19 protein-coding genes are annotated in these 20,658 nt (G+C 68.5%); 8 read left to right on the top strand and 11 right to left on the bottom strand.

Features of this window, described 5'->3' with window-relative positions; genetic code table 11:
• Window positions 1-438: 438 nt before the first annotated feature.
• From ABZ803_RS32615 to ABZ803_RS32605, 3 genes are all read right to left on the bottom strand, one after another.
• Window positions 439-1,188 carry a DUF6008 family protein gene (locus ABZ803_RS32615; RefSeq protein ID WP_357045259.1) on the bottom strand — a complete coding sequence of 250 codons (750 nt, stop codon included), beginning with the start codon at window positions 1,186-1,188 and terminating at the stop codon, window positions 439-441.
• A 178-nt stretch (window positions 1,189-1,366) separates the two neighbouring features.
• Complete coding sequence (locus ABZ803_RS32610; RefSeq protein WP_357045257.1) at window positions 1,367-1,987, bottom strand: TetR/AcrR family transcriptional regulator; 621 nt, start codon at window positions 1,985-1,987, stop codon at window positions 1,367-1,369.
• Window positions 1,988-2,001: 14 nt separating this feature from the next.
• The gene (locus ABZ803_RS32605) at window positions 2,002-4,476 is read right to left on the bottom strand and encodes a phosphoketolase family protein (RefSeq protein WP_357045255.1); all 2,475 of its coding nucleotides are present in this window, start codon (window positions 4,474-4,476) and stop codon (window positions 2,002-2,004) included.
• Window positions 4,477-4,672: 196 nt separating this feature from the next.
• On the opposite strand from ABZ803_RS32605, the gene ABZ803_RS32600 reads away from it, so the two are divergent.
• From ABZ803_RS32600 to ABZ803_RS32570, 7 genes are all read left to right on the top strand, one after another.
• Window positions 4,673-5,251, top strand: a complete 579-nt coding sequence (locus tag ABZ803_RS32600) for an FKBP-type peptidyl-prolyl cis-trans isomerase (protein ID WP_357045253.1) — start codon at window positions 4,673-4,675, stop codon at window positions 5,249-5,251.
• A gap of 260 nt (window positions 5,252-5,511) precedes the next feature.
• Window positions 5,512-6,888 (top strand): trigger factor, encoded by a 1,377-nt coding sequence (gene tig / locus ABZ803_RS32595; RefSeq protein ID WP_357045252.1) that lies wholly within the window; start codon window positions 5,512-5,514, stop codon window positions 6,886-6,888.
• A gap of 234 nt (window positions 6,889-7,122) precedes the next feature.
• On the top strand, window positions 7,123-7,710 hold the full coding sequence (locus ABZ803_RS32590; RefSeq protein ID WP_040865480.1) for an ATP-dependent Clp protease proteolytic subunit: 588 nt from the start codon (window positions 7,123-7,125) through the stop codon (window positions 7,708-7,710).
• Between the two features lie 70 nt (window positions 7,711-7,780).
• On the top strand, window positions 7,781-8,449 hold the full coding sequence (locus ABZ803_RS32585; RefSeq protein ID WP_040865481.1) for an ATP-dependent Clp protease proteolytic subunit: 669 nt from the start codon (window positions 7,781-7,783) through the stop codon (window positions 8,447-8,449).
• Window positions 8,450-8,911: 462 nt separating this feature from the next.
• Window positions 8,912-10,192, top strand: a complete 1,281-nt coding sequence (gene clpX / locus ABZ803_RS32580; RefSeq protein WP_040865558.1) for an ATP-dependent Clp protease ATP-binding subunit ClpX — start codon at window positions 8,912-8,914, stop codon at window positions 10,190-10,192.
• 149 nt (window positions 10,193-10,341) lie between these two features.
• Window positions 10,342-10,752: an STAS domain-containing protein gene (locus ABZ803_RS32575; RefSeq protein WP_357045250.1), complete on the top strand. Its 411-nt coding sequence runs from the start codon at window positions 10,342-10,344 to the stop codon at window positions 10,750-10,752.
• 28 nt (window positions 10,753-10,780) lie between these two features.
• The gene (locus ABZ803_RS32570) at window positions 10,781-11,047 is read left to right on the top strand and encodes a 50S ribosomal protein L7/L12 (protein ID WP_357045248.1); all 267 of its coding nucleotides are present in this window, start codon (window positions 10,781-10,783) and stop codon (window positions 11,045-11,047) included.
• Window positions 11,048-11,178: 131 nt separating this feature from the next.
• On the opposite strand, the gene ABZ803_RS32565 is transcribed toward ABZ803_RS32570, so the two are convergent.
• The 4 genes from ABZ803_RS32565 to ABZ803_RS32550 form a co-directional block, all read right to left on the bottom strand.
• A complete protein-coding gene (locus tag ABZ803_RS32565) occupies window positions 11,179-12,060 on the bottom strand; it encodes a hypothetical protein (protein WP_357045246.1) in 882 nt (293 codons plus the stop codon).
• Window positions 12,061-12,284: 224 nt separating this feature from the next.
• On the bottom strand, window positions 12,285-12,854 hold the full coding sequence (locus ABZ803_RS32560; protein ID WP_357045244.1) for a carboxymuconolactone decarboxylase family protein: 570 nt from the start codon (window positions 12,852-12,854) through the stop codon (window positions 12,285-12,287).
• A 107-nt stretch (window positions 12,855-12,961) separates the two neighbouring features.
• The gene (locus ABZ803_RS32555; protein WP_357045242.1) at window positions 12,962-13,339 is read right to left on the bottom strand and encodes a nuclear transport factor 2 family protein; all 378 of its coding nucleotides are present in this window, start codon (window positions 13,337-13,339) and stop codon (window positions 12,962-12,964) included.
• 41 nt (window positions 13,340-13,380) lie between these two features.
• Window positions 13,381-14,166 (bottom strand): AraC family transcriptional regulator, encoded by a 786-nt coding sequence (locus ABZ803_RS32550; RefSeq protein ID WP_357045240.1) that lies wholly within the window; start codon window positions 14,164-14,166, stop codon window positions 13,381-13,383.
• A gap of 350 nt (window positions 14,167-14,516) precedes the next feature.
• Between ABZ803_RS32550 and mihF the strand changes: the two genes are divergently transcribed.
• Window positions 14,517-14,831 carry an integration host factor, actinobacterial type gene (gene mihF, locus ABZ803_RS32545; protein ID WP_040865486.1) on the top strand — a complete coding sequence of 105 codons (315 nt, stop codon included), beginning with the start codon at window positions 14,517-14,519 and terminating at the stop codon, window positions 14,829-14,831.
• A gap of 99 nt (window positions 14,832-14,930) precedes the next feature.
• On the opposite strand, the gene ABZ803_RS32540 is transcribed toward mihF, so the two are convergent.
• The 4 genes from ABZ803_RS32540 to ABZ803_RS32525 form a co-directional block, all read right to left on the bottom strand.
• Entirely contained in the window at window positions 14,931-15,470 is a 540-nt protein-coding gene (locus ABZ803_RS32540) for a hypothetical protein (protein WP_357045238.1), read from the bottom strand.
• Between the two features lie 80 nt (window positions 15,471-15,550).
• A complete protein-coding gene (gene fdhD / locus ABZ803_RS32535; protein ID WP_357045236.1) occupies window positions 15,551-16,390 on the bottom strand; it encodes a formate dehydrogenase accessory sulfurtransferase FdhD in 840 nt (279 codons plus the stop codon).
• A 133-nt stretch (window positions 16,391-16,523) separates the two neighbouring features.
• Window positions 16,524-18,821, bottom strand: coding sequence for an FdhF/YdeP family oxidoreductase (locus tag ABZ803_RS32530; protein ID WP_357045234.1), 2,298 nt, complete (start codon window positions 18,819-18,821; stop codon window positions 16,524-16,526).
• A gap of 523 nt (window positions 18,822-19,344) precedes the next feature.
• A complete protein-coding gene (locus ABZ803_RS32525; protein WP_357045232.1) occupies window positions 19,345-20,535 on the bottom strand; it encodes an FHA domain-containing protein in 1,191 nt (396 codons plus the stop codon).
• Window positions 20,536-20,658: the final 123 nt, after the last annotated feature.

Raw genomic sequence — 20,658 nt, 5'->3', positions numbered from 1 at the left:
CAGGCCGAGATTTTTCGGGGTCGGCGATTACCGAAGAGCTGGCTTCAGGACGTGCGCAGGATCGGGACGGCCGAACAGAGGATGGGCCGCAGTGCTCGTCCGCCTCGGTTGCCGCTGTGAGCGGGATGATTCCGTCGCGGTAGCTCTGCGCACGGCGATGCCGGCGACACGTTGGTGGTCGACTGTGAGCGATGGGCCCGTCGTGGGGCTGGAGATCGACTGGCGTCGCAGGATCCGGTAGGCCGCATGACGAGCTTTCGATCGGCCGTGCCGGCCTTCGGGGCCGCACTCCTCGCTTCGGTCGGCAGTGTGTCCCGAGGGCTGCGCTATGCGCGAAAAAGGGCGTCCGCCGGTATGGCGGACGCCCTTTGCTTCAGTATCGGAATGCCGCTACGCCGCTGGTGCGCCGCGGCGAGGCGTGCGAGATCGGTCGATCGATCAGGCTTCGGTCACCGCCGCGAATGCCGGAGCACCCGAACCCTCGGCCGCCGCCGAGGCGCGCTTCGGCTTCGCGGCGGCGGGGTCGTGGAACGGGGCTTCGATCACCGCGCGTTCGCGCCACAGGTGATACAGCGCGACGGCGAAGATGGTCGTGCCGATCACGTTGGCCAGGAAGTGCCACCAGATGCGGTACGTCGCCGCGCCGGGGCCGGGGTCGAGCAGGCCGAAGATGGTCGACAGCCCGATCGCCTTGGTGCCGAAGGCGACCGTCAGGGTGAGCGCGAGATGCTCGAGCCCGTGGATGCCTTGCATCAGCACGCCCATGCGACCCCACTTGCGTGCCTTGCTCTCCAGGGCGTGGTGGGTGACCAGGGCGATGCCGACCAGTCCGGCGAGGAAATGGAAATTGCCCACCAAGTGCAGAAGTTCCATGCCGAGTGCCGGCTTCATGTGGTCGACCTGACCGAATCCGTTGGCCAGGCCGGTGCCCCACGGGGTCATCCACGCCGGTGAGTTCGGGTGCTGGATCCAGTACCCGACCTGTGCCACGTGCTCCTGGAAGTGTCCTATCTGGGCCACCACGCCCAGTGCGATGACACCGAGTGCGGTACGGAACATCCATGGTCGCAGGGGTTTACGCAACGCGACGACGAGTACGCCGACGGCCGCCCACATGACGACCATCCAGGCCACCATCAAGATCGCACCTAGGATTTCGAACCCGGTCGCTTCGGCTGTGTGGTTCATGAGAACCGCCCTTCTGCGCGCCCTCCGGCAACGGCGACGGATAGGGGACTGCTACGGAAACGCGTGGAACGCGTTGTCCGCAAGATACAAGGTGGCGGCGCGGTCTGTCCGAGATTTCCGAATGCGCTGCAGTAGCGACCAATTGGTCCGTGTCATACCCGAAACGTATGAGGCTTGCTCAGAGCGGTCGCAGAAGGCCTTCGACGATGCGATGGGCGCGGTCGGCGGCCTCCGGATCGCCGAGTCGCAGCGCGGTATTGGTGGCGCACAGTACCGCATCGATCTGGAAAGCGACCAGATCCGCGTCCAGTTCGGCGATCTCACCGGCAGACGCCGCCGAGCGCAGCTCCCGTGCCAGCAGCCCTATCCACGCTCGCTGATCGCGGAAGAGGGCATCGCGCACCGGGCCCGGCTTGCTGTCGCATTCGGCCATGGTCGCGACGCGGAAGCAGCCGCCGGGGAACAGCGGCGTCTCGGCGTAGACCATCCAGTGGTCGAGCAAGGCTCGCAGCCGGGCGACGCCGTGCGGCGCGGAACGGGCCGGTTCGACGACCGCTTCCACGAACCGGTCGCGCGCGTGGTCGACGGCGGCCAGTTGCAGTGCTTCCTTGGTGCGGAACAGGGTCTGGATTCCCGCCTTGCTCAGTCCGGTGTCGGCGGCCAGCCTGCCGAAGCTGAGGCCGTCCAATCCGTCCAGTGAGGCGATGTCCACCGCCTGCCGCAGCACCGTGGCGCGAGTTCGCGCGCCGCGCAGTAGTCGCTTGTCGGTGATCTCGGCGGCGTCCGGGCCACTTTCCATACGGTCGATCGTACTTACTCGTGGCCGCTCCGGTAAGGCCAGCTCCATTCGGCTACCTCGGGGATGTCCGCACCGTGTTCCCTGGTCCACGCGCGAGCCGTCCAGCGCGCGTCGACCATCTCCTGCCGCAGCCCGGCGGCGCGCTCACGCAGGCTGGGCACCCGATCGATCACGTCCATGACGAGGTGGTATCGGTCCAGGTCGTTGAGCATCACCATGTCGAACGGCGTCGTTGTCGTGCCCCGCTCCTTATAACCACGGACATGCAGTTCGCCGTGGTTGGTGCGCCGATAGGTCAGCCGGTGCACCAGCCACGGATAGCCGTGGAAGGCGAAGATCACCGGCCGGTCCCGGGTGAACAGCGTGTCGAACTCGCGGTCGGGCAGGCCGTGCGGATGCTCGTCCCGCGGTTGCAGCCGCATCAGGTCGACCACGTTGACCACCCGGACGCGCAGCTCCGGCAGCCGCTCGCGCAGGATCGCGGCCGCGGCGAGGGTCTCCAGCGTCGGTACGTCGCCCGCGCAGGCGAGCACCACGTCCGGCGTGGTGCCCGGCTCGTCCCGGTGGCCCGCCCACGGCCAGATGCCGATCCCGCGCGCGCAATGCTCGGCGGCTTCGGAGACCGACAGCCAGTCGGCCTGGGGCTGCTTGCCCGCGACCACCACGTTCACGTAGTGCCGGGAGCGCAGACAGTGGTCATAGGTGGACAGCAGCGTGTTGGCGTCCGGCGGCAGGTACACCCGCACGATGGAGGCCTTCTTGTTCAGCACCACGTCCAGGAAACCGGGGTCCTGGTGGGTGAAGCCGTTGTGGTCCTGGCGCCAGACGTGCGAGGACAACAGATAGTTCAGGCTGGGAATCGGGCGTCGCCACGGCACCGCCGAGCTGGCGTCGAGCCATTTGGCGTGCTGATTGAACATCGCGTCGACGATGTGGATGAAGGCCTCGTAACAGGTGAACACGCCGTGCCTGCCGGTCAGCAGGTAGCCCTCCAGCAAACCCTGGCACATGTGCTCGGACAGCACTTCGATGACCCGGCCGGTGCGGTCGAGTTTCTGATCGCGGGGGTCGATCTCGGCTTGCCAGGCGCGGCCGGTGACCTCGAGGATGTCCTGTAACCGGTTGCTGGCCAGTTCGTCCGGCGCGAAGGTGAGGAAGTTGTCCGGATTGCGCCTGGTGACCTCCCGCAGCCAGCCGCCGAGCACCCTGGTGGCTTCGTGCTCGGTAGCGCCCGGCGCGGGTACATCGACGCCGAAGTCGCGCCAGTCCGGCAGGCGCAGGTCGCGCAGCAGCGCGCCGCCGTTGGCGACCGGGTTGGCGCTCATCCGCCGATCGCCGCCCGGTACCTGGGCGATCAGTTCCGGCGCCGGTGCGCCGCTGTCGTCGAACAGCTCCTCCGGACGGTAGGAGCGCAGCCACTGCTCCAGGACCGCGCGGTGCCCGGCATCGGTGCGCGCGCCGGGCAACGGCACCTGGTGCGCCCGGAAGGTGCCCTCGACCTGGTCGCCGTCCACCACCGGCGGACAGGTCCAGCCCTTGGGGGTGCGCAGCACGATCATCGGCCAGGTGGGCCGCGCCCCGTCCCCGCCGCCGCGCGCGGCGCGCTGGATCCGGTCGATGCGTTCCATGCTCGTGTCCACCGCCGCGGCCATCGCCTGGTGCACCGCCGCGGGATCGTCACCCGCGACGACGATCGGTTCGTAGCCGTATCCGCGCAGCAGGGCGAGCAGTTCCGATTCCGGGATGCGCGCCAGGATGGTCGGATTGGCGATCTTGTACTCGTTCAGCGCCAGGATCGGCAGCACCGCGCCGTCGCGCGCCGGGCTGAGGAACTTGTTCGCGTGCCAGCTCGTGGCCAGCGGTCCCGTCTCCGCCTCGCCGTCGCCCACCACGCAGAACACGGTGAGATCGGGATTGTCCAAGGCGGCGCCGAACGCGTGCAGCAGCGAATAGCCGAGTTCGCCGCCCTCGTGGAAGGAGCCCGGAGTCTCCGGCGCGCAGTGACTCGGCACCCCGCCGGGAAAGGAGAATTGGCCGAACAGCGCGCCCATGCCCGCCGCGTCCTGCGAGATGTGGCTGTAGAGCTCGGAGTATGTGCCCTCCAGCCAGGCGCACGCGTTCGGGCCGGGACCGCCGTGCCCGGGGCCCGCGACGAAGACGGCGTTGAGCCCGCGTTGCCGGATCGCGCGATTGGCGTGCGCCCAGACCAGATTCAGGCCGGGCACCGTGCCGAAATGCCCGAGCAACCTGGGCTTGATGTGCTCGGCTTGGAGCGGCTCGCGCAGCAACGGATTGGCCATCAGATAGATCTGGCCGACCGCGAGATAGTTGGCGGCCCGCCACCACGCGTCGATCGATGCCAGTTCGTCGCGTTCCAACGGGCCCGGCACGTCCGTGAGCCGGTAGGGACGCGGGGCGACGGTCCGGCCGCCGGTGCTGCCGACGTTGTCCGCCGAGGTGTCGCCACCTGCACTCGCCATGTGGGTCATACGCCGACTCTCCTCACGTTCGGGTGTCGAGGACAGCGCCGCCACGAGTGGCCGCCGTCCCGGTCCTGCAACGGTTGCCGATCGGAATCGACAACGCCGGATGGAGATTCATCGCCAGCCTAGCCGGAGCGAGGTCCGCGCGTGTCGCGGGAAGCTCGCCCCGCCCGTCGCCCGTTCGTGGTCTAGGGTCCGCGGCATGCACATTCTCGGAAGGATCATCGGTATCGGCGCCCTCGCCGCGACGACCATCGCGCTGGCGGCTTGCGGCTCGGACGACGAGCCGACCGCCACGACCGTCTCCGCGACGAGGACCACCGCGGCGGGGTCTTCCCCCGCGCAGCGCCCGGCCACGCAGAGCAAAGGCCGGGAGTGCACCGCCGAGGACATCGGCGTCACCGGTGGCTTCGGCGCCGCGCCCACCGTCACCATCCCGGACGACTGCGACCCGCCGAAGCAGTTGATCGTCAAGGACCTCATCGAGGGCAGCGGGCCCGGCGCCGCGGCGGGGCAGCAGCTCACCATGAACTACGCGCTGGTCACCTGGTCGGACAAGAAGACGCTGGACAGTTCGTTCGGTCGCGGCAAGCCGTTCCAGCTCGAGCTCGGCGCGGGCCAGGTCATCGACGGCTGGGACCAGGGTCTCGTCGGCGTCCGGGAAGGCTCGCGCAGGTTGTTGATCGTGCCGCCGGAGCTGGGTTACGGCGCGGGCGGGCGGGGCATCGCGCCGTACGAGACGCTGGTCTTCGTCACCGACGCGGTGTCGGTGGGGAAGTGACCGCGGCGCTCGCGGCCCGCGGAGCCACCGCCGGATGCAGGTCCGCTCGGCCGGTCAACTAACCTGGTCGGGATGCGTGGCGTACGCCGCATTCCTCGTCGTCTCGGCCGAGGCCGGGACTCCGGTCCGGATCTGCGCCGGTTGGGGGAGTGCGGCAGCCAGCGTAGGGCCGCCTCATCCGCCGTTCCGACTTCGGAGTGCCGGGGAGGCACCGCACACCGAACGTCAACCAGTACGAACAACGAACAAGGAGCATGTCCGTGAAGAGCACCGTCGAGCAGCTGAGCCCGACCCGGGTCCGGATCAATGTCGAGGTGCCCTTCGAGGAGCTGAAGCCCGATTTCGACCGCGCGTACAAGGCACTGGCCAAGCAGGTCCGTATCCCCGGCTTCCGTCCCGGTAAGGCGCCCGCGAAGCTGCTCGAGGCCCGCCTCGGTCGCGGCGCGATCCTGGAGCAGGTGGTCAACGACGCGCTGCCGGGTCGCTACAGCGAGGCCGTCACCACCTCCGAGGTGAAGGTCATCGGCCAGCCGGAGATCGAGATCACCAAGATCGAGGACGGTCAGGAGCTCGCCTTCACCGCCGAGGTCGACGTGCGTCCGGAGATCACCCTGCCGGACTACGAGAGCATCGCGGTCACCGTCGACGCGTTCACCGTCGGCGACGAGGACATCGAGGAGCAGTTGCAGTCGCTGCGCCAGCGCTTCGGCACCCTGACCGGTGTCGAGCGTCCGGTGCAGGACGGCGACTTCGTCTCCATCGATCTCTCGGCGACCGTGGACGGCCAGGAGGTGGCCGAGGCCGCCACGACCGGCCTGTCCCACGAGGTCGGATCCGGTCAGCTCATCGAGGGCCTGGACGAGGCGCTGGTCGGATTGTCGGCGGGCGAGTCGAAGGAGTTCACCTCCACGCTGGTCGCGGGCGAGCACGCGGGCAAGGAGGCGGTCATCACCGTCACCGTGCAGTCCGTCAAGGAGCGCGAGCTGCCCGAGGCCGACGACGAGTTCGCCCAGCTGGCCAGTGAATTCGACACGCTGGAAGAGCTGAAGGCCGATCTGCGCAGCCGAGTCGAGCGGGTCAAGAAGGTGCAGCAGGCGGGCGAGATCCGCGACAAGGTGCTGGACACCCTGCTCGAGCAGGTCGAGGTGCCGTTGCCCGACGCCGTGGTGAAGGCCGAGATCGACGCCGTGACCCACGACGCGGTGCACGGCTTCGATCACGACGAGGCCAAGTTCGCCGAGGCGCTCGAGGCGCAGGGCAGCACCCGCGAGGAGTTCGACACCGAGACCAAGGAGGCCGCCGAGAAGTCGGTCAAGACCCAGCTGCTGCTGGACGCGATCGCCGAGGCGGAGGGCACCCAGGTCGGCCAGGACGAGCTCACCGAGCGGATCCTGTTCCAGGCGCAGCGCTACGGCATGGCGCCGGAGCAGTTCATCCAGCAGGTGCAGCAGGCGGGCCAGCTCGGCGCGGTGTTCGCGGACGTGCGCCGCGGCAAGGCGCTGGCGGGCGTGGTCGGCAAGGTGACCGTCACCGACTCCGAGGGCAACACGGTGGACACCGCCGAAATGTTCGGCGCTCCCGCCGATTCCGCGGATGAGGACCAGGCCGTCGAGACGGCCGCGGCGGACGCCGAATAATTTCATGGAATGTCGGCGTGCTCGACGCCCGAGAGGTGCGCTGATTGCGCTGTGAGCGAAGAAAGGGCGGTACCGGGAGTTCGGTGCCGCCCTGCTTCGTTAATGTTTGTGACGACAAGTCGGATAGCCCGCCCGATGGGGTGTGGCATATCCGACCAGTGATGGCTATGTGGCACTCCGCAACGAGCCGGCGAGAGAAGGCAGGTATCCGTGACAATCAACCAGGCAGGGGTCATGACAACCGCGACTGCTGGTCTCAACCTCAGTGATTCGGTGTACGAGCGCCTGCTGCGTGAGCGCATCATCTTCCTGGGCACGCAGGTGGACGACGACATCGCGAACAAGCTGTGCGCGCAGATCCTGTTGCTCTCGGCGGAGGATCCCACCAAGGACATCTCGCTCTACATCAACTCGCCGGGCGGCTCGGTGACGGCGGGCATGGCCATCTACGACACGATGCAGTTCGCCGAGTGCGACATCGCCACCTATGGCATGGGCCTTGCCGCGTCGATGGGGCAGTTCCTGCTCACCGCGGGCACCAAGGGCAAGCGCTACGCGCTGCCGCACGCGCGCATCATGATGCACCAGCCGTCCGCGGGGATCGGCGGCTCCGCGGCCGACATCGCGATCATGGCCGAGCAGTTCGCGCACACCAAGCGTGAGCTGAACGAGCTGCAGGCGCTGCACACCGGCAAGTCGGTCGAGCAGGTCACCACCGACGCCGACCGCGACCGCTGGTTCACCGCGTCCGAAGCCCTGGAGTACGGCTTCATCGACCACGTGATCAGCCACGCGAACCAGGCCAACGGCGCCAAGAAGTAACGCACCGGATCACCCACAGGCCCCCGGACACCTCGAACGTCCGGCCGCCGCACCGACTTTGGAGACGAAGATGGCCAATTCGATCGACCCGCGCGCCGGCCTGTCCGGCATCGCGCCGCAGAGCCCGCAGGCTCGCTACATCCTGCCGTCGTTCATCGAGCACTCGAGCTTCGGCGTCAAGGAGTCCAACCCGTACAACAAGCTGTTCGAGGAGCGCATCATCTTCCTCGGCGTGCAGGTGGACGACGCCTCGGCCAACGACATCATGGCGCAGCTGCTGGTGCTGGAGTCGCTGGACCCCGACCGCGACATCACCATGTACATCAACTCGCCGGGTGGCTCGTTCACCTCGCTGATGGCCATCTACGACACCATGCAGTACGTGCGCGCCGACGTCGCCACGGTCTGCCTGGGCCAGGCCGCCTCGGCCGCAGCGGTGCTGCTCGCCGCGGGCACCCCCGGCAAGCGGGCCTGCCTGCCCAACGCCCGCGTGCTGATCCACCAGCCGTCGCTGGAGGGTGGCATCCAGGGGCAGGTGTCGGACCTGGAGATCCAGGCCGCCGAGATCGAGCGTATGCGTCGCCTGATGGAGACCACGCTCGCGCGGCACACCGGCAAGGACGCCGACACCATCCGCAAGGACACCGACCGTGACAAGATTCTGACGGCCGAGGACGCCAAGGAATACGGGATCATCGACACGGTGTTCGACTACCGCAAGCTCAGCGCGCAGAAATAAACGCGTGAACAGTCGTTCCCGGCCCGGCCGGGACGACTTGGGCGAATCGCCGATCCCGGCGGCGGTAAGCTCGGAAATCGTTCTATGACAGGGAATTCCGGCCGGGAAGCATGCCATGGGTATGCCGCCCGGCCGGACCGCTTGTCGCGCCGCCACGGTTCGAGAATGTGTTCGAACCCCGCCGCGGCGCGAGGTGCGGTCCGGAGTGTTCGAATGCCGATCAAGCGGGCGGTCCGCCTTTCGGCGTCGTGACAACTCGCACAACCCGCGCGAGAAACATGCGCGAGTTGTCGACCTCCGTCCCGAACACCGGGTACGGTCGACCTAGGGACCTTTGCTCCCGGTTGACAGCACTGCCCACCGGCCACGATTCAGTCGATGCGTTTGCGGCTGCGAAAGTGGTGGACAGCTGGCAACCTGGACGGACGGTTGCACGCGGACAAGGAAGTAGGGACCCACGAGATGGCGCGCATCGGAGATGGCGGCGATCTGCTGAAGTGCTCGTTCTGTGGAAAGAGCCAGAAGCAGGTCAAGAAGCTCATTGCGGGACCAGGGGTGTACATCTGCGACGAGTGCATCGATCTCTGCAACGAGATCATCGAGGAGGAACTCGCCGAATCGAGCGAGGTCAAGCTCGATGAGCTGCCCAAGCCTGCCGAGATCCGGGACTTCCTGGAGAACTACGTCATCGGCCAGGACACCGCCAAGCGCACTCTCGCGGTGGCCGTCTACAACCATTACAAGCGCATCCAGGCCGGTGACAAGGGTCGTGACAGCCGCGGCGAGACCGTCGAGCTGGCCAAGTCCAACATCCTGATGCTCGGCCCCACCGGCTGCGGCAAGACCTATCTGGCCCAGACGTTGGCGAAGATGCTGAACGTACCGTTCGCCATCGCCGACGCCACCGCGCTGACCGAGGCCGGGTACGTCGGCGAGGACGTCGAGAACATCCTGCTGAAGCTGATCCAGGCCGCCGACTACGACGTCAAGCGCGCCGAGACCGGCATCATCTACATCGACGAGGTCGACAAGATCGCCCGCAAGAGCGAGAACCCCTCGATCACGCGCGATGTGTCCGGCGAGGGCGTGCAGCAGGCCCTGCTGAAGATCTTGGAGGGCACCCAGGCGAGCGTGCCGCCCCAGGGTGGGCGCAAGCACCCGCACCAGGAGTTCATCCAGATCGACACCACCAACGTGCTGTTCATCGTCGCGGGCGCTTTCGCGGGCCTGGAGAAGATCATCTCCGACCGCACCGGCCACCGCGGTATCGGCTTCGGCGCCGAGGTGCGGTCCAAGGCCGAGATCGACACGACCGATCACTTCGCGGACGTCATGCCCGAGGATCTGATCAAGTTCGGCCTGATCCCCGAGTTCATCGGCCGTCTGCCGGTGGTCGCCTCGGTGACCAACCTGGATAAGGAATCGCTGGTCAAGATCCTCTCCGAGCCGAAGAACGCGCTGGTCAAGCAGTACGTCCGGTTGTTCGAGATGGACGGGGTCGACCTCGAGTTCACCGACGACGCGCTGGAGGCGGTCGCCGATCAGGCGATCCTGCGCGGCACCGGCGCGCGTGGTCTGCGGGCGATCATGGAGGAGGTCCTGCAGCCGGCGATGTACGACATCCCCAGCCGCGACGATGTCGCCAAGGTGGTCGTGAACGCGGATACGGTCAACGACAACGTGCTGCCCACCATCGTGCCGCGCAAGGCGCAGCGGCCGGAGCGCCGGGAGAAGTCGGCGTAATTACGGGTGTGGCGGCCCCCTCCCGGGGGTACACCTTCGTGAGGGTTGAGCAAACAGCCTAGTTCCGGCGGCCCGGTCTTCCGGAGCGCATCAGCACCCCGCACGCACCTCCTCGGGAGATTGTTGCGGGCGACAGGACCGAGGTCCTCATGTCGGCAAGCTTGGCCAATCCCACGTACGTTCTCACCGCCGCTCGCAATGCCGATCACCCCGCGGAGCGGCTCAAGATCTCCGTCACGGCCCCGAGCGACCAGGTCACGCTATGCGCCCTTGCGGGCGAAGTCGACTATTACACCGTCGAGGTGTTCCGTCGCAGACTGATCGGTTCACTGGGTACGGCGGCGCCCCTGGTGGTCGTCGATCTCTCCAAGGTCACGTTCTTCGGCGTCGCCGGGCTGTATGTCCTGGTCGACGCGCGGAGCATGCTGACGCAGACCGGTCGCAGGCTACGGCTGGTCACCGGTGCGTGGTGCGTCGACCGGCTGCTGCAACTGGCCGAGGACCTCGGGCGTTTCGAAACCCGGACGAGTCTCGCCGACGCCGTGCTCGACGCGGCGTGAGGAGCGGCGCCGATCGTTACGATGGGTCATGTTTGCCAACCGGCGCTTGGAGCGCAAGGTCGACGCGTTGCATGTCAAACTCGATCTGATCATGACCCAGCTCGGCATCGAAGCGCCGGCGGCGGCCGCACCACCGCGCGCCGTTCCGTCGGTCCCGCGGGGTGACGGCATGGCGGAGATCGACGGATTACTGGCGCAGGGCAAGAAGATTCACGCGATCAAGCGGTACCGGGAACTCACCGGGTGCGGGCTCAAAGAGGCCAAGGACGCGGTGGAAAGCCGGTACCCGTACTGAACACCGGTGTGATGGACGAGGGCCGGTCTCCGCTCGACGGCTCACGTCCACCACATCGGCCCCGGCTGTCGTTCGCACCCGCCGGACGCCGTGCTCGGTGACGACTTCTGTTGCGCCGCTGAGCGATAGATCTAGCTGTGGGCGCCCTGAACCAACGGCGCGTGCAGATTCATCGGGAACTCCGCGTCCGCGCCGGACCGGATGTCCTCCGAAGAGGGTTCCGGCAAGGGGTCGTGCCCGGTGGGGTCGGGCAGGTTCCGCACCTGCTCGGTGGCGTAGCTGATCGCGCGTCCGTATCGGGCGCTCGCGGCGTCGTGGATGAGCAGCGCGACGCCGATCATCACCGGGGCCACCCCGTGCACGGCGGCGTCGAACCACCGCCCCTCGCTCACATACGGGTAGGTGTTGAGTCCCACGGTGAGTGTCAGCAGGGCGACTTCGGCCGCCGCCACCTGGCTGCGGTTGTCCAGCACGCCCCACTCGGTGACCTTGTTCGTGCCGATCATGATGATGATCAGCGACACGCTGATCATCGCCTCGAGCAGGTAGCTGAACCAGTACAGCGGGTCGGTCGGGCCACCCGGCGCGATGTTGTGCTGGACGTTGACCGCCGACCACAGCATTCCGGCGGCGACCACGCCCGCCAGCGAGCCGAGCGACCACGAACGGTGCCGGTACAGCGACGCCAGCCTGGCATGCGGGCTGGACGCGCGCCGCTGCGCGGCGATGGCCTTGCGGGCCAGCAACAGGTCTCTGATCTCGGCCTTCTCGATGGCCTCCGAGGTGTTGCGCGCCCGGTCGGACGCCGCGGCGGACGCCTCGGCCTGCTTCCAGCGCTGGTCGCGATCCTGCGTCCGGATGCGTTCGGCCAGTTCGCGTTCCGCGAGCAGTTCCTCTTCCGACAGCGCGCCGGTCAGCGCCGGGTCGAACTGGTAGGCGAGACGGCCGCGGGCCTTCTCGACCCGTCTCGCCAGCCGTACGACGTCGTCGTCCGAGGTCTGTTCGTCGAGCATGCGGCTCCAAAGGGTTGAGCGGAGGGGAACTCGAGAAACCGAAGACGCCGACACGGCCTGCCGTTGCGCGAAATTCGCGACGGCAGCTCGTCGACCGCGGCACGGCCAGGCGACGTCAACACCTCCTATTCTTAGTGCATTCCGGGCTTTAACGACAGTCCGGAGTGTCCGCGGCGCCGAAGTGCCAGGTCGCCCCGCGCGTTTCCGCAGCGCCACGGCCGCTTTCACGCCCAGGGCACCCGGCAGGAATCCGTGCTGAAACCCTGTGCGGTGATCCCGAGCGCCGAATTGAACCGGGCGCGCGAGTTTTCCAGCGCGATGTGATAGCTGAGTTCGACCACGCCCGCTCGGCCGAAGCGCCGCTCCAGGTCGGCGACCTGCTCGTCGGTGGCCGCGGTCGGAGTGGCGGTCATCGCGTCGGCGTAGGCGATGGCGGCGCGCTCGTCGTCGGAGTACAGCGACGAGGTCGCGTAGTCGGCGATGTGCTCCAGCCGCGCGACGTCCAGTTCGCCCAGGCGCATGAGCATGGCGCCGAAGTCGACGCACCACGAACAACCGATCGTCCACGCCGTGCGGTAGACGGCGATCTCCCGGATGACGGCGGGCAGGGCGGTGCTGGCCTTGCCGACCATGGTTTCGTGGACGGCGTTGGCGGTGAGCAGTTTCGGGTGGTTGGCGGTGACGGCGAACGGCTCCGGCACTTCGCGGAAGCGGCGCTTGGCCAGCCGGTACAGCAACTTGGTCAGCGGGCCGGCCTGCTGCGGGGTGACGGCGGCTATACGGGTGGCGCCCATGTCGATCTCCTTCGATCAGCGGATGTGGTTCCTACTTCTCGGACGAGAGACCGCGCCGGAATGTGATGGGGCCGCGATGTGACGTGGCGCACCCGGCCGCCGCGCGACTACTCGGGTTCGACCCGCATGTCCTCCTGACTCCAGTAGGCGCGCATCCCGGTGATCCGGCCTTCCTCGTCGAACTCCATCACGTCGATCGGCGACAGGACGAAGCGCTGTTCGCCGACCTTGGTGACGATGGTGAACGGGAACGCGGCCTGATTGCCCGCGATCCTGATGTTCTCGGGCCGCAATTCGGTCTCCCGATCCAGCGCGGCGATCACTTCGTAGAACTCGCGAATGGCGGCGTGGCCGCGCTTGGGCGGGGTGCCGACCGGATCCTCCACGATCGCGTCGGGCGCGTACAGCGCCACGATGTCCTCGGTCGGGCCGGAGCCGACCAGCTTGACGTACTGCTCGACCACGTCGCGGATCTGCTTGGCCATCGAGTCTCCTCCGAAGTGAAACGTGTTCTAGTTTTTTCAGCCTAGCAAGTTCTCCTGCCCGATTCGATCCCCTCGGGCCCGTCCAGCACGACGATCTGGACGCCGGTGTCGAGTAGATCGGAAGCGGACAGGCCGAACAGGGTGCGGAACGTGTCGCTGAAGTGCGAGGGGCTGGCGAATCCGGCCTGGGCCGAGGCCGTGGTGAGGTTCGCGCCTCCGGCGATGGCGCGCCCCACGGCGAGCATCCTGGCCCAGAGGCGGTAGCGCCGGAACGAGGTCCCCGTCTGGGCGGCGAACAGGTGCAAGAAGCGCGACTCCGACAGATGTGCCGCCGCGGCGAACCGCGCGGCGGGGAACGTGGCGGCGGGATGCGCGTCGAGGTCGGCGAGCGCCCCCGCGATGCGGGCGTCCAGCGGGGGAATCGGCGCCGCGCCGGCGAGATCCGCCAGCGAGCCCGGGTCGGGGCGAACGCTGCCCGAGGCCGTGACCAGTGCGTCCTCCGCCGCGTGGCACAGCCCGAACTCGTTGTCCCACCGCGTCATTCGCTCGCGGCAGGCGCGAGCGGCAGGCGAACCGGGATCCGAGTAGCAGAACATCATGTGGTCACCGTCGGTGATCACCCGGTGAACCCGGCGCGGCGGTACGAGGGCGCTGCGCGCGGAACGTGCGATGCCATCGGCCGCGAGGGTGAACGGGGCATCGATCCCGACCGCCAGGCAGTCGACCGCGGTCGAATGCGAGTCCAGGCGCAGTGACGGTCCGCGATAGATCGCCCGCCCGGCCCACAGCCAGAGCATCGCGGGCAATGTGTGCGGGGCGTTCGGCATACCGCCATGCTGGCACGGCTGTGCGGGGGTGACCGTGTTCGGTTGTGTTCACCGCGGCGGGTACGGGGGATCGCCGTTGATCCCCCTGGTTCGACGTTGAACCGTCTCCGTGCTCGGTGTTCGCTGAGTCTGTCGGGGAAGCCGCCGCCCGTGTTACCGCCGCTGTTCCTTTCGTCCTTTTCGCCCGTCGAGCGTCGGCCGTTCACCGGTTCCGACGGCGCGAACCAGGGAAATTCATCGCTATTTCCGCTGTTCGTGCCCCGGTGTGTCGAGCTTGCGCTCTCGGTGGCGTGCTGTTTACTCGGTCCGGTCAACCAGATGTTCGAGTGACGAGTGGAAGCGGAGGAGACATGGCACTGCCTACCATGACCGCAGAGCAGCGCACCGAGGCGTTGGCCAAGGCGGCTGCGGTCCGCAAGGCACGCTCCGAACTGATCGGCAAGGTGAAAGAGGGCAAGGTCTCGGTCGCGGACCTGCTGAAGAAGGCCGATTCCGACGAGCTGGTCAAGAAGACCAAGGTGGCCGCGGTGATCAAGGCCCTGCCCGGTGTCGGGCCGGTGAAGGCCGCCAAGTTGATGGACCAGGCGGAGATCCCCGAGGATCGCCGCATCGGTGGTCTCGGCGCGCGTCAGCGCGCGGCACTGCTCGAAGCGCTGAAGGACTGACGGGCGGGGAATTCGGCGGCGCATCCTCTGCGGACGCACCGGATCACGCCCGTGGTGATCTCCCACGGGCGTCCCGCACTCGCCGGCCGACCCGGCCGGTCAACGGGACGGCCGCGTACGGCGGCGCGGGAAACGCACCGTGACCGGCTGCGGATCCGACAAGGGAAGGTCGCCTCGCGGCGGGGCGAAGACGCAGACCGCTCCACCGGCCACGAGTAGGAACGCCGCGATCAGGCTGGCCGCGAAGCTCGACGCGCCCATTTCGGCGGGCTTGTGCAGGACGTGGTACAGAAAATGGGGGACACCGAAGGTCAGCCACCCGATGCCCGCCATCCGGGCCGCCGTCGTCCGGTCGAGGACCAGCGCGGCGATCGTCACCGCGGTCAGCGCCAGGAAGAAGGACCCGACGTCGGCCGCCAAATGATGGTTGTACGGGCCGTCCGCCGCCACCCACCGAATGCCGAACCCAGGAAAACTGGTGTACCAGGAATGCGGCGCCAGGGTGGCCCAGAGGCCGACAACGGCTCCTTGCGCCGCCAGGACGGCCAGCACGATCCGCGTGAGCAGCAGGCGGCGGTGCTGCTCGAACCGCATCCGCATCCGCAGGCCCTCGGAGTTCCCCTGCACCGAGATCCGCATCGGCCGCTCCGTTCTCGCCGAACCCGTTTCGGCTCCGTGCAGTCACGGTAAAACGGGTATCCGGCGCGGGCAATAGTGAGTCAGGCCAACAACGAGTCGGCGCCCGGCTCGACCCGAATTCGCTCGGGGACGCTGTAGACGTTCATGGTGTCGCCGCGGAGGAAGCCCACCAGGCAGAGTCCGGCATCGATGGCCAGGTCGACCGCGAGCGAGCTGGGTGCGGAGACCGCGCCGAGCATCGGGATCCCGGCCATGACGGCTTTCTGCACCAGTTCGAACGAGGCGCGCCCGCTCACGATGAGCACCAGATCGTGGGCGGGGACCCGGGATTCGCGCAGTGCCCAGCCGATCACCTTGTCAACCGCGTTGTGCCTGCCGATGTCCTCGCGCACCGCCAGCGGCCGGCCTTCGGCGGTGAACAGGCCCGCCGCGTGCAGGCCGCCGGTGGCGTCGAACACCGACTGCCGGTCACGCAGCATGCCGGGCATGGCGGCCAGTGCGCGGGTGTCCACCCCGGGCACACCGGGCGGCAAGGGAAACCGGGTGCGGGTGCGGACCTCGTCCAGGGCGGTCTTGCCGCACAGCCCGCAGGCTCCCGTGGTGAGGAAGGAGCGGGCCGGCGCACGGACCGGGGTGCGCAGGGTGACGTCGAGGACGTTGTAGGTGTTGCGGCCCTGGTCATCGGTGCCCGCGCAATAACGGGCCGCCACGATGTCCTCGGCGGAGCGGATGATGTCCTCGCTCATCAGGAAGCCGTGTACGAGGTCGATGTCATCGCCGGGGGTGCGCATGGTGACCGTCAGCGACTGGCCGCCGATGCGGATTTCCAGCGGCTCTTCGACAGCGAGGGTGTCCGGACGTTGGATGTCCGCGTCCGGAGTGATCCGACGCATCCGGCGGCGGGCGGTGACGCGACTCATGCGGTGTGCCTCTCGCCCTGCGTGGTGACGCTGCGCTGCCGCCTGCGGGCCTGACCGCTCATGCTGTGCTTGTTGTCGGCATGAGCGGGGCCCTGCGTGGTTACGCTGCGCTGCCGCCTCCGGGCCTGACCGCTCATGCCGGGTGGGCTTCGAGTCGGATGGTGACCGCTTTGGAGACGGGTGTGTTCGACCGTTTCGCGACGTGGTCCAGCGGCACCAGGGGATTGGTTTCGGGATAGTAGGCGGCGGCGTTGCCGCGCGGCGTCGGGTAGGAGACGAGGCGGAAGTTCTCGACACGGCGTTCGGTGCCGTCGGTCCATTCGGAGACGATGTCGACCGGATCGCCGTCGCTGAAACCGAACGCGGCGATGTCGTCGGGGTGCACCAGCACCACCTTGCGGCCGTGGTGGATGCCGCGGTAGCGGTCGTCCAGGCCGTAGATGGTGGTGTTGTACTGGTCGTGGCTGCGCAGGGTTTGCAGGATCAGCCTGCCCGCGGGGACCGGCAGCCAGGTCAGTTCGTTGACGGCGAAGTTCGCCTTACCGGTTGCAGTGCGGAATTCGCGGGCGTCGCGCGGCGGATGGGGGAGCTGGAATCCGTTGCGCTCGCGAACTTTCGAGTTGTAGTCGGAGCAGCCGGGAACCACACGGGCGATGGCGTCGCGGACGCTGTCGTAGTCGCGGGCGAAGCGCGCCCACGGCACCGTGTGATCGGCGCCGAAAAGCGCTTGGGCGAGTTCGCAGACGATGGCGACTTCGCTGCGCAGTTGCTCGCCGACCGGCTTCAGCCGTCCGGTGGACAGGTGCACCATCGACATCGAATCCTCCACCGAGACCTGCCGTTTGGTGCCGTCCGGGGCGAGGTCGAGATCGGTGCGGCCGAGAGTGGGCAGGATGAGGGCGGTGCGGCCGTGCACGATATGGCTGCGGTTGAGTTTGGTGGACACCTGCACGGTGAGGGCGCAGCCGCGCAGCGCGGCCTCGGTCACGGCGGTGTCCGGGGTGGCGGAGACGAAGTTGCCGCCCATGCCGAAGAAGACCTTCGCGCGTCCGTCGCGCATGGCGCGGATGGCCGCGACGGTGTCGAGGCCGTGCTCGCGCGGGCTGGTGATGCCGAACTCACGGTCGAGGGCGTCGAGGAAGGCCGCCGGCATCTTCTCCCAGATACCCATGGTGCGGTCGCCTTGCACGTTGGAGTGGCCGCGCACGGGGCACACGCCCGCCCCCGGCTTGCCGATCATGCCGCGCAGCAGCAGCAGGTTGGTGGCCTCCTCGATGGTGGCCACGGCGTGGGTCTGCTGGGTCAGGCCCATCGCCCAGCACAGGATGATGTTGCGGGAGCGAGCGAACGCCTCGGCGGTGCGCTCGAGTTCGGCCCTGCTGAGGCCGGTGGCCTCCAGCACGGTGGCAAGATCGACCGCGCGCACGTGCTTTTCGTACTCGGCGTGGCCCGCGCAGTGGGCGTCTACGAACTCACGGTCGACGACCGTGCCCGGCGCGCGATCCTCGGCTTCCAGCAGCAGGCGGCCTAGCGCCTGGAACAGGGCCATATCGCCGCCGAGGCGGATCTGCAGGAAGTCGTCGGCGATCGGTACGCCGGTGGTGACGCCCTTGACCGTCTGCGGGTCCCGGAAACCGAGCAGCCCGGTCTCCGGCAGCGGGTTCACCGCGATGACCCGGGCGCCCTCGGCCTTGGCGGCGGCGAGCGCGCTGAGCATGCGCGGATGGTTGGTGCCCGGATTCTGTCCCGCGACGACGATCAGATCGGCCTTGGCGAAGTCGTCGATGGAGACCGAGCCCTTCCCGATCCCGATCGAGCCGATCAGCGCCGCGCCGGAGGACTCGTGGCACATGTTGGAGCAGTCCGGCAGGTTGTTGGTGCCGTAACTGCGCACCAGCAGCTGATAGAGGAACGCGGTCTCGTTGCTGGTGCGGCCGGAAGTGTAGAACACCGCCTCGTCGGGCGAGTCCAGGCCGCGCAGGGTGTCCGCGATCAACCGGTAGGCCTCGTCCCACGCGATGGGGGAGTAGTGGGTGTCGCCGGGCCGCAGCACCATCGGGTGGGTCAGCCTGCCCTGCTGCCCGAGCCAGTAACCGGACTTCTCGCTCAGTTCGGCGAGGGAGTGGGTCGCGAAGAACTCCGGGGTCACCGTGCGCAGCGTGGCTTCCTCCGCGACTGCCTTCGCGCCGTTCTCGCAGAACTCGGCGGGCCTGCGGTGCCCGTTCGGCTCCGGCCACGCGCAGCCGGGGCAGTCGAAGCCGTGCACCTGATTGACCCGCGCCAGGGTGCGGGCGGTCCGGATGACACCCATCTCCTCGACCGAGCGCTTCAGCGCCACCGCCACGGCGGTGACACCCGCGGCCTGCTCTTCGGGCGGGGTCACCGTCAGCTCGGACTCGTCGATGTCCCGCTTCGGTCCGTTTCGGTGCATGCCGCCATTGTCCTCTCCGCGCGGCCCGAACCGGGCGGGGGCCGCCCGACCGGCCGTCACCACACCCGAGCCGTGGCATACCGCGACGCCGCCTGCCGCGCCGGGCGGCGAGATGTGGGTGGTGCCGTTGCCGCCCTGACACTTGTCGACCCCGGTGAACAGGCATCGCCGTGGCCCGATGGGTCGGTCGTGCCGTGGCCGTGCTCGGCGCATGCCGGAGGGCTGTTCCTCGCGCCTGTGCGCTGCTCGTCGCCGGGGTGGGTGAGGACTCGTTCGCTGACGCGGACGCGTCAGCCCGGCGGGAGTTCGGCCGGGGCGGTACTGATCGGGGTCTGCCTGCCGGTGCCGGATTCGGCGGTCAAGAGCGGCGGCGCGCTCCGGCGATCCGTCGCTCCTATGCGCTGTTCGGCGCCGGTGAGAAGTTGTTCGCTGATGCGGACGCTCAGCCCGGCGGGGTCGAGTGGGGGTGCTGATCCGGATCCACTGGCCGTTGTCGGAACCGGGCGGTCGAGGGATTCGGCGGTCAGGAGCGGCGGCGTGCCCCGGCGGTATCGGTCGCGCCCGTGCGCTGCTCGTCGCCGCGGTAGGTGAGGACTCGTTCGCTGATGCGGACGCGCCAGCCAGGCGGGAGTTCGGTCGGGGCGGTGCTGATCCGGGTCCACTGGTCGGTGCCGGGACCGGCGATGAAGGTGCCGGAGGTCGCGGCAGCGTCCCGGACGTACACCTTGCCGCCGTCGACCGATACGTAGGCGTGCACGCGAGAGACGTGGCGGTCGCGCTGGATGACGATCGGGGTGGCGGTGGCGGCGCGGACCGATTCGTCCACCTGCGGTCCGCGCCCGATCACGTAGGCGCGGTTCAGCGGGTAGGCCGCGCCCTCCTCGGTGACCAGCGCGCCGACGGCGGCCTCGCCGGACAACGTGGCCGGGTGCGGAGTTCGCGTTCCGCTGTGCTCGAGCGGATTGCGCAGGGCGACCGATTCGTGCCCGGGCTGCATCTGGGACCACGCGAGCGGTCGATCCGTGGCGGGCCGTGGCGGTCGTGGTTTGGCGAGGGGCCTGGCCGACTCGGCCGGACGGACGGTCGAGGCCACGTCCATACCGGTCGGCGCCGCCTGCGCGACGGCGTCGGCGGCACCGGTGGGTTCGGGTGTCGCCGCGAAACCGGCCGCCGCCGTCGGCTCGGGCTCGGCCCGCGCTGAGGGCGCGGACGTGCGCGGCTCGCCGGTCTTCCCGGCGCGTCGCACCGCTGCCTGTAAGACGAAGCCGCCGCCGGGAACCACGCCGGCACGCAGGTCGGTGCGCGGCAGCGCGGTCGGCGGCGTGCCGGTGTCCGCGCCGATCGTGATGCGGCGCACCGGTTCGCGCACGATCTCGTCCACCCAGGTGAACGCACGGCCGCCGTGGAGCAGGCGGGTGCCCTCGGCGCCTTGGATTTCGGCGGTCACCGATCCGCGCAACAGGATGAGCATGCCGTCGCCGGTCGGCGCGACCACCCCGAACGGCGGCGGCCGCACTGTGCTGCCGAAGATCACCGCGGCCAAGCGTTGCGCCAGTGCGGCGCCGGGATGCTCCCCTTCGGCCACGGCTTCGATGGTGCCGAGTATTCGGTCCGTGGAAGTCGTTTCGGGCCCGAGGTAGGCGACGACCGCGCCGAAGCGGGCGACGAGCCCGTCGCCCGGTGCGACTCCCACGGTGGACGGTTTACTGCGCACCCGCGCCCTCCTTCCCGGCGCACTACCGGCATACCGAAGCCAGCATAGAGCGTCGGCGACGGCCGAACCGGGGTCTGCGAGCATCGCGAAGTGGAATGCGGATATGGTCCGCCGCGCCGCCCG

The sequence above is a fragment of the Nocardia sp. NPDC047648 genome, assembly GCF_040642815.1.
Classification (GTDB): Bacteria; Actinomycetota; Actinomycetes; order Mycobacteriales; family Mycobacteriaceae; genus Nocardia; species Nocardia gamkensis.
This window is presented reverse-complemented; position numbering and strand designations above follow the sequence as displayed.

Excerpts from the sequence above, each read along its gene's own strand:
- mihF (WP_040865486.1), top strand. The coding sequence starts at position 14,517 with ATGGCACTGCCTACCATGACCGCAGAGCAGCGCACCGAGGCGTTGGCC.
- clpX (WP_040865558.1), top strand. The coding sequence starts at position 8,912 with ATGGCGCGCATCGGAGATGGCGGCGATCTGCTGAAGTGCTCGTTCTGT.
- ABZ803_RS32530 (WP_357045234.1), bottom strand. The coding sequence starts at position 18,821 with ATGCACCGAAACGGACCGAAGCGGGACATCGACGAGTCCGAGCTGACG.
- ABZ803_RS32570 (WP_357045248.1), top strand. The coding sequence starts at position 10,781 with ATGTTTGCCAACCGGCGCTTGGAGCGCAAGGTCGACGCGTTGCATGTC.
- ABZ803_RS32565 (WP_357045246.1), bottom strand. The coding sequence starts at position 12,060 with ATGCTCGACGAACAGACCTCGGACGACGACGTCGTACGGCTGGCGAGA.
- ABZ803_RS32555 (WP_357045242.1), bottom strand. The coding sequence starts at position 13,339 with ATGGCCAAGCAGATCCGCGACGTGGTCGAGCAGTACGTCAAGCTGGTC.
- ABZ803_RS32585 (WP_040865481.1), top strand. The coding sequence starts at position 7,781 with ATGGCCAATTCGATCGACCCGCGCGCCGGCCTGTCCGGCATCGCGCCG.
- fdhD (WP_357045236.1), bottom strand. The coding sequence starts at position 16,390 with ATGAGTCGCGTCACCGCCCGCCGCCGGATGCGTCGGATCACTCCGGAC.
- ABZ803_RS32560 (WP_357045244.1), bottom strand. The coding sequence starts at position 12,854 with ATGGGCGCCACCCGTATAGCCGCCGTCACCCCGCAGCAGGCCGGCCCG.
- ABZ803_RS32605 (WP_357045255.1), bottom strand. The coding sequence starts at position 4,476 with ATGACCCACATGGCGAGTGCAGGTGGCGACACCTCGGCGGACAACGTC.
- ABZ803_RS32550 (WP_357045240.1), bottom strand. The coding sequence starts at position 14,166 with ATGCCGAACGCCCCGCACACATTGCCCGCGATGCTCTGGCTGTGGGCC.
- ABZ803_RS32610 (WP_357045257.1), bottom strand. The coding sequence starts at position 1,987 with ATGGAAAGTGGCCCGGACGCCGCCGAGATCACCGACAAGCGACTACTG.
- ABZ803_RS32540 (WP_357045238.1), bottom strand. The coding sequence starts at position 15,470 with ATGCGGATCTCGGTGCAGGGGAACTCCGAGGGCCTGCGGATGCGGATG.
- ABZ803_RS32600 (WP_357045253.1), top strand. The coding sequence starts at position 4,673 with ATGCACATTCTCGGAAGGATCATCGGTATCGGCGCCCTCGCCGCGACG.
- ABZ803_RS32615 (WP_357045259.1), bottom strand. The coding sequence starts at position 1,188 with ATGAACCACACAGCCGAAGCGACCGGGTTCGAAATCCTAGGTGCGATC.
- ABZ803_RS32590 (WP_040865480.1), top strand. The coding sequence starts at position 7,123 with ATGACAACCGCGACTGCTGGTCTCAACCTCAGTGATTCGGTGTACGAG.
- ABZ803_RS32575 (WP_357045250.1), top strand. The coding sequence starts at position 10,342 with ATGTCGGCAAGCTTGGCCAATCCCACGTACGTTCTCACCGCCGCTCGC.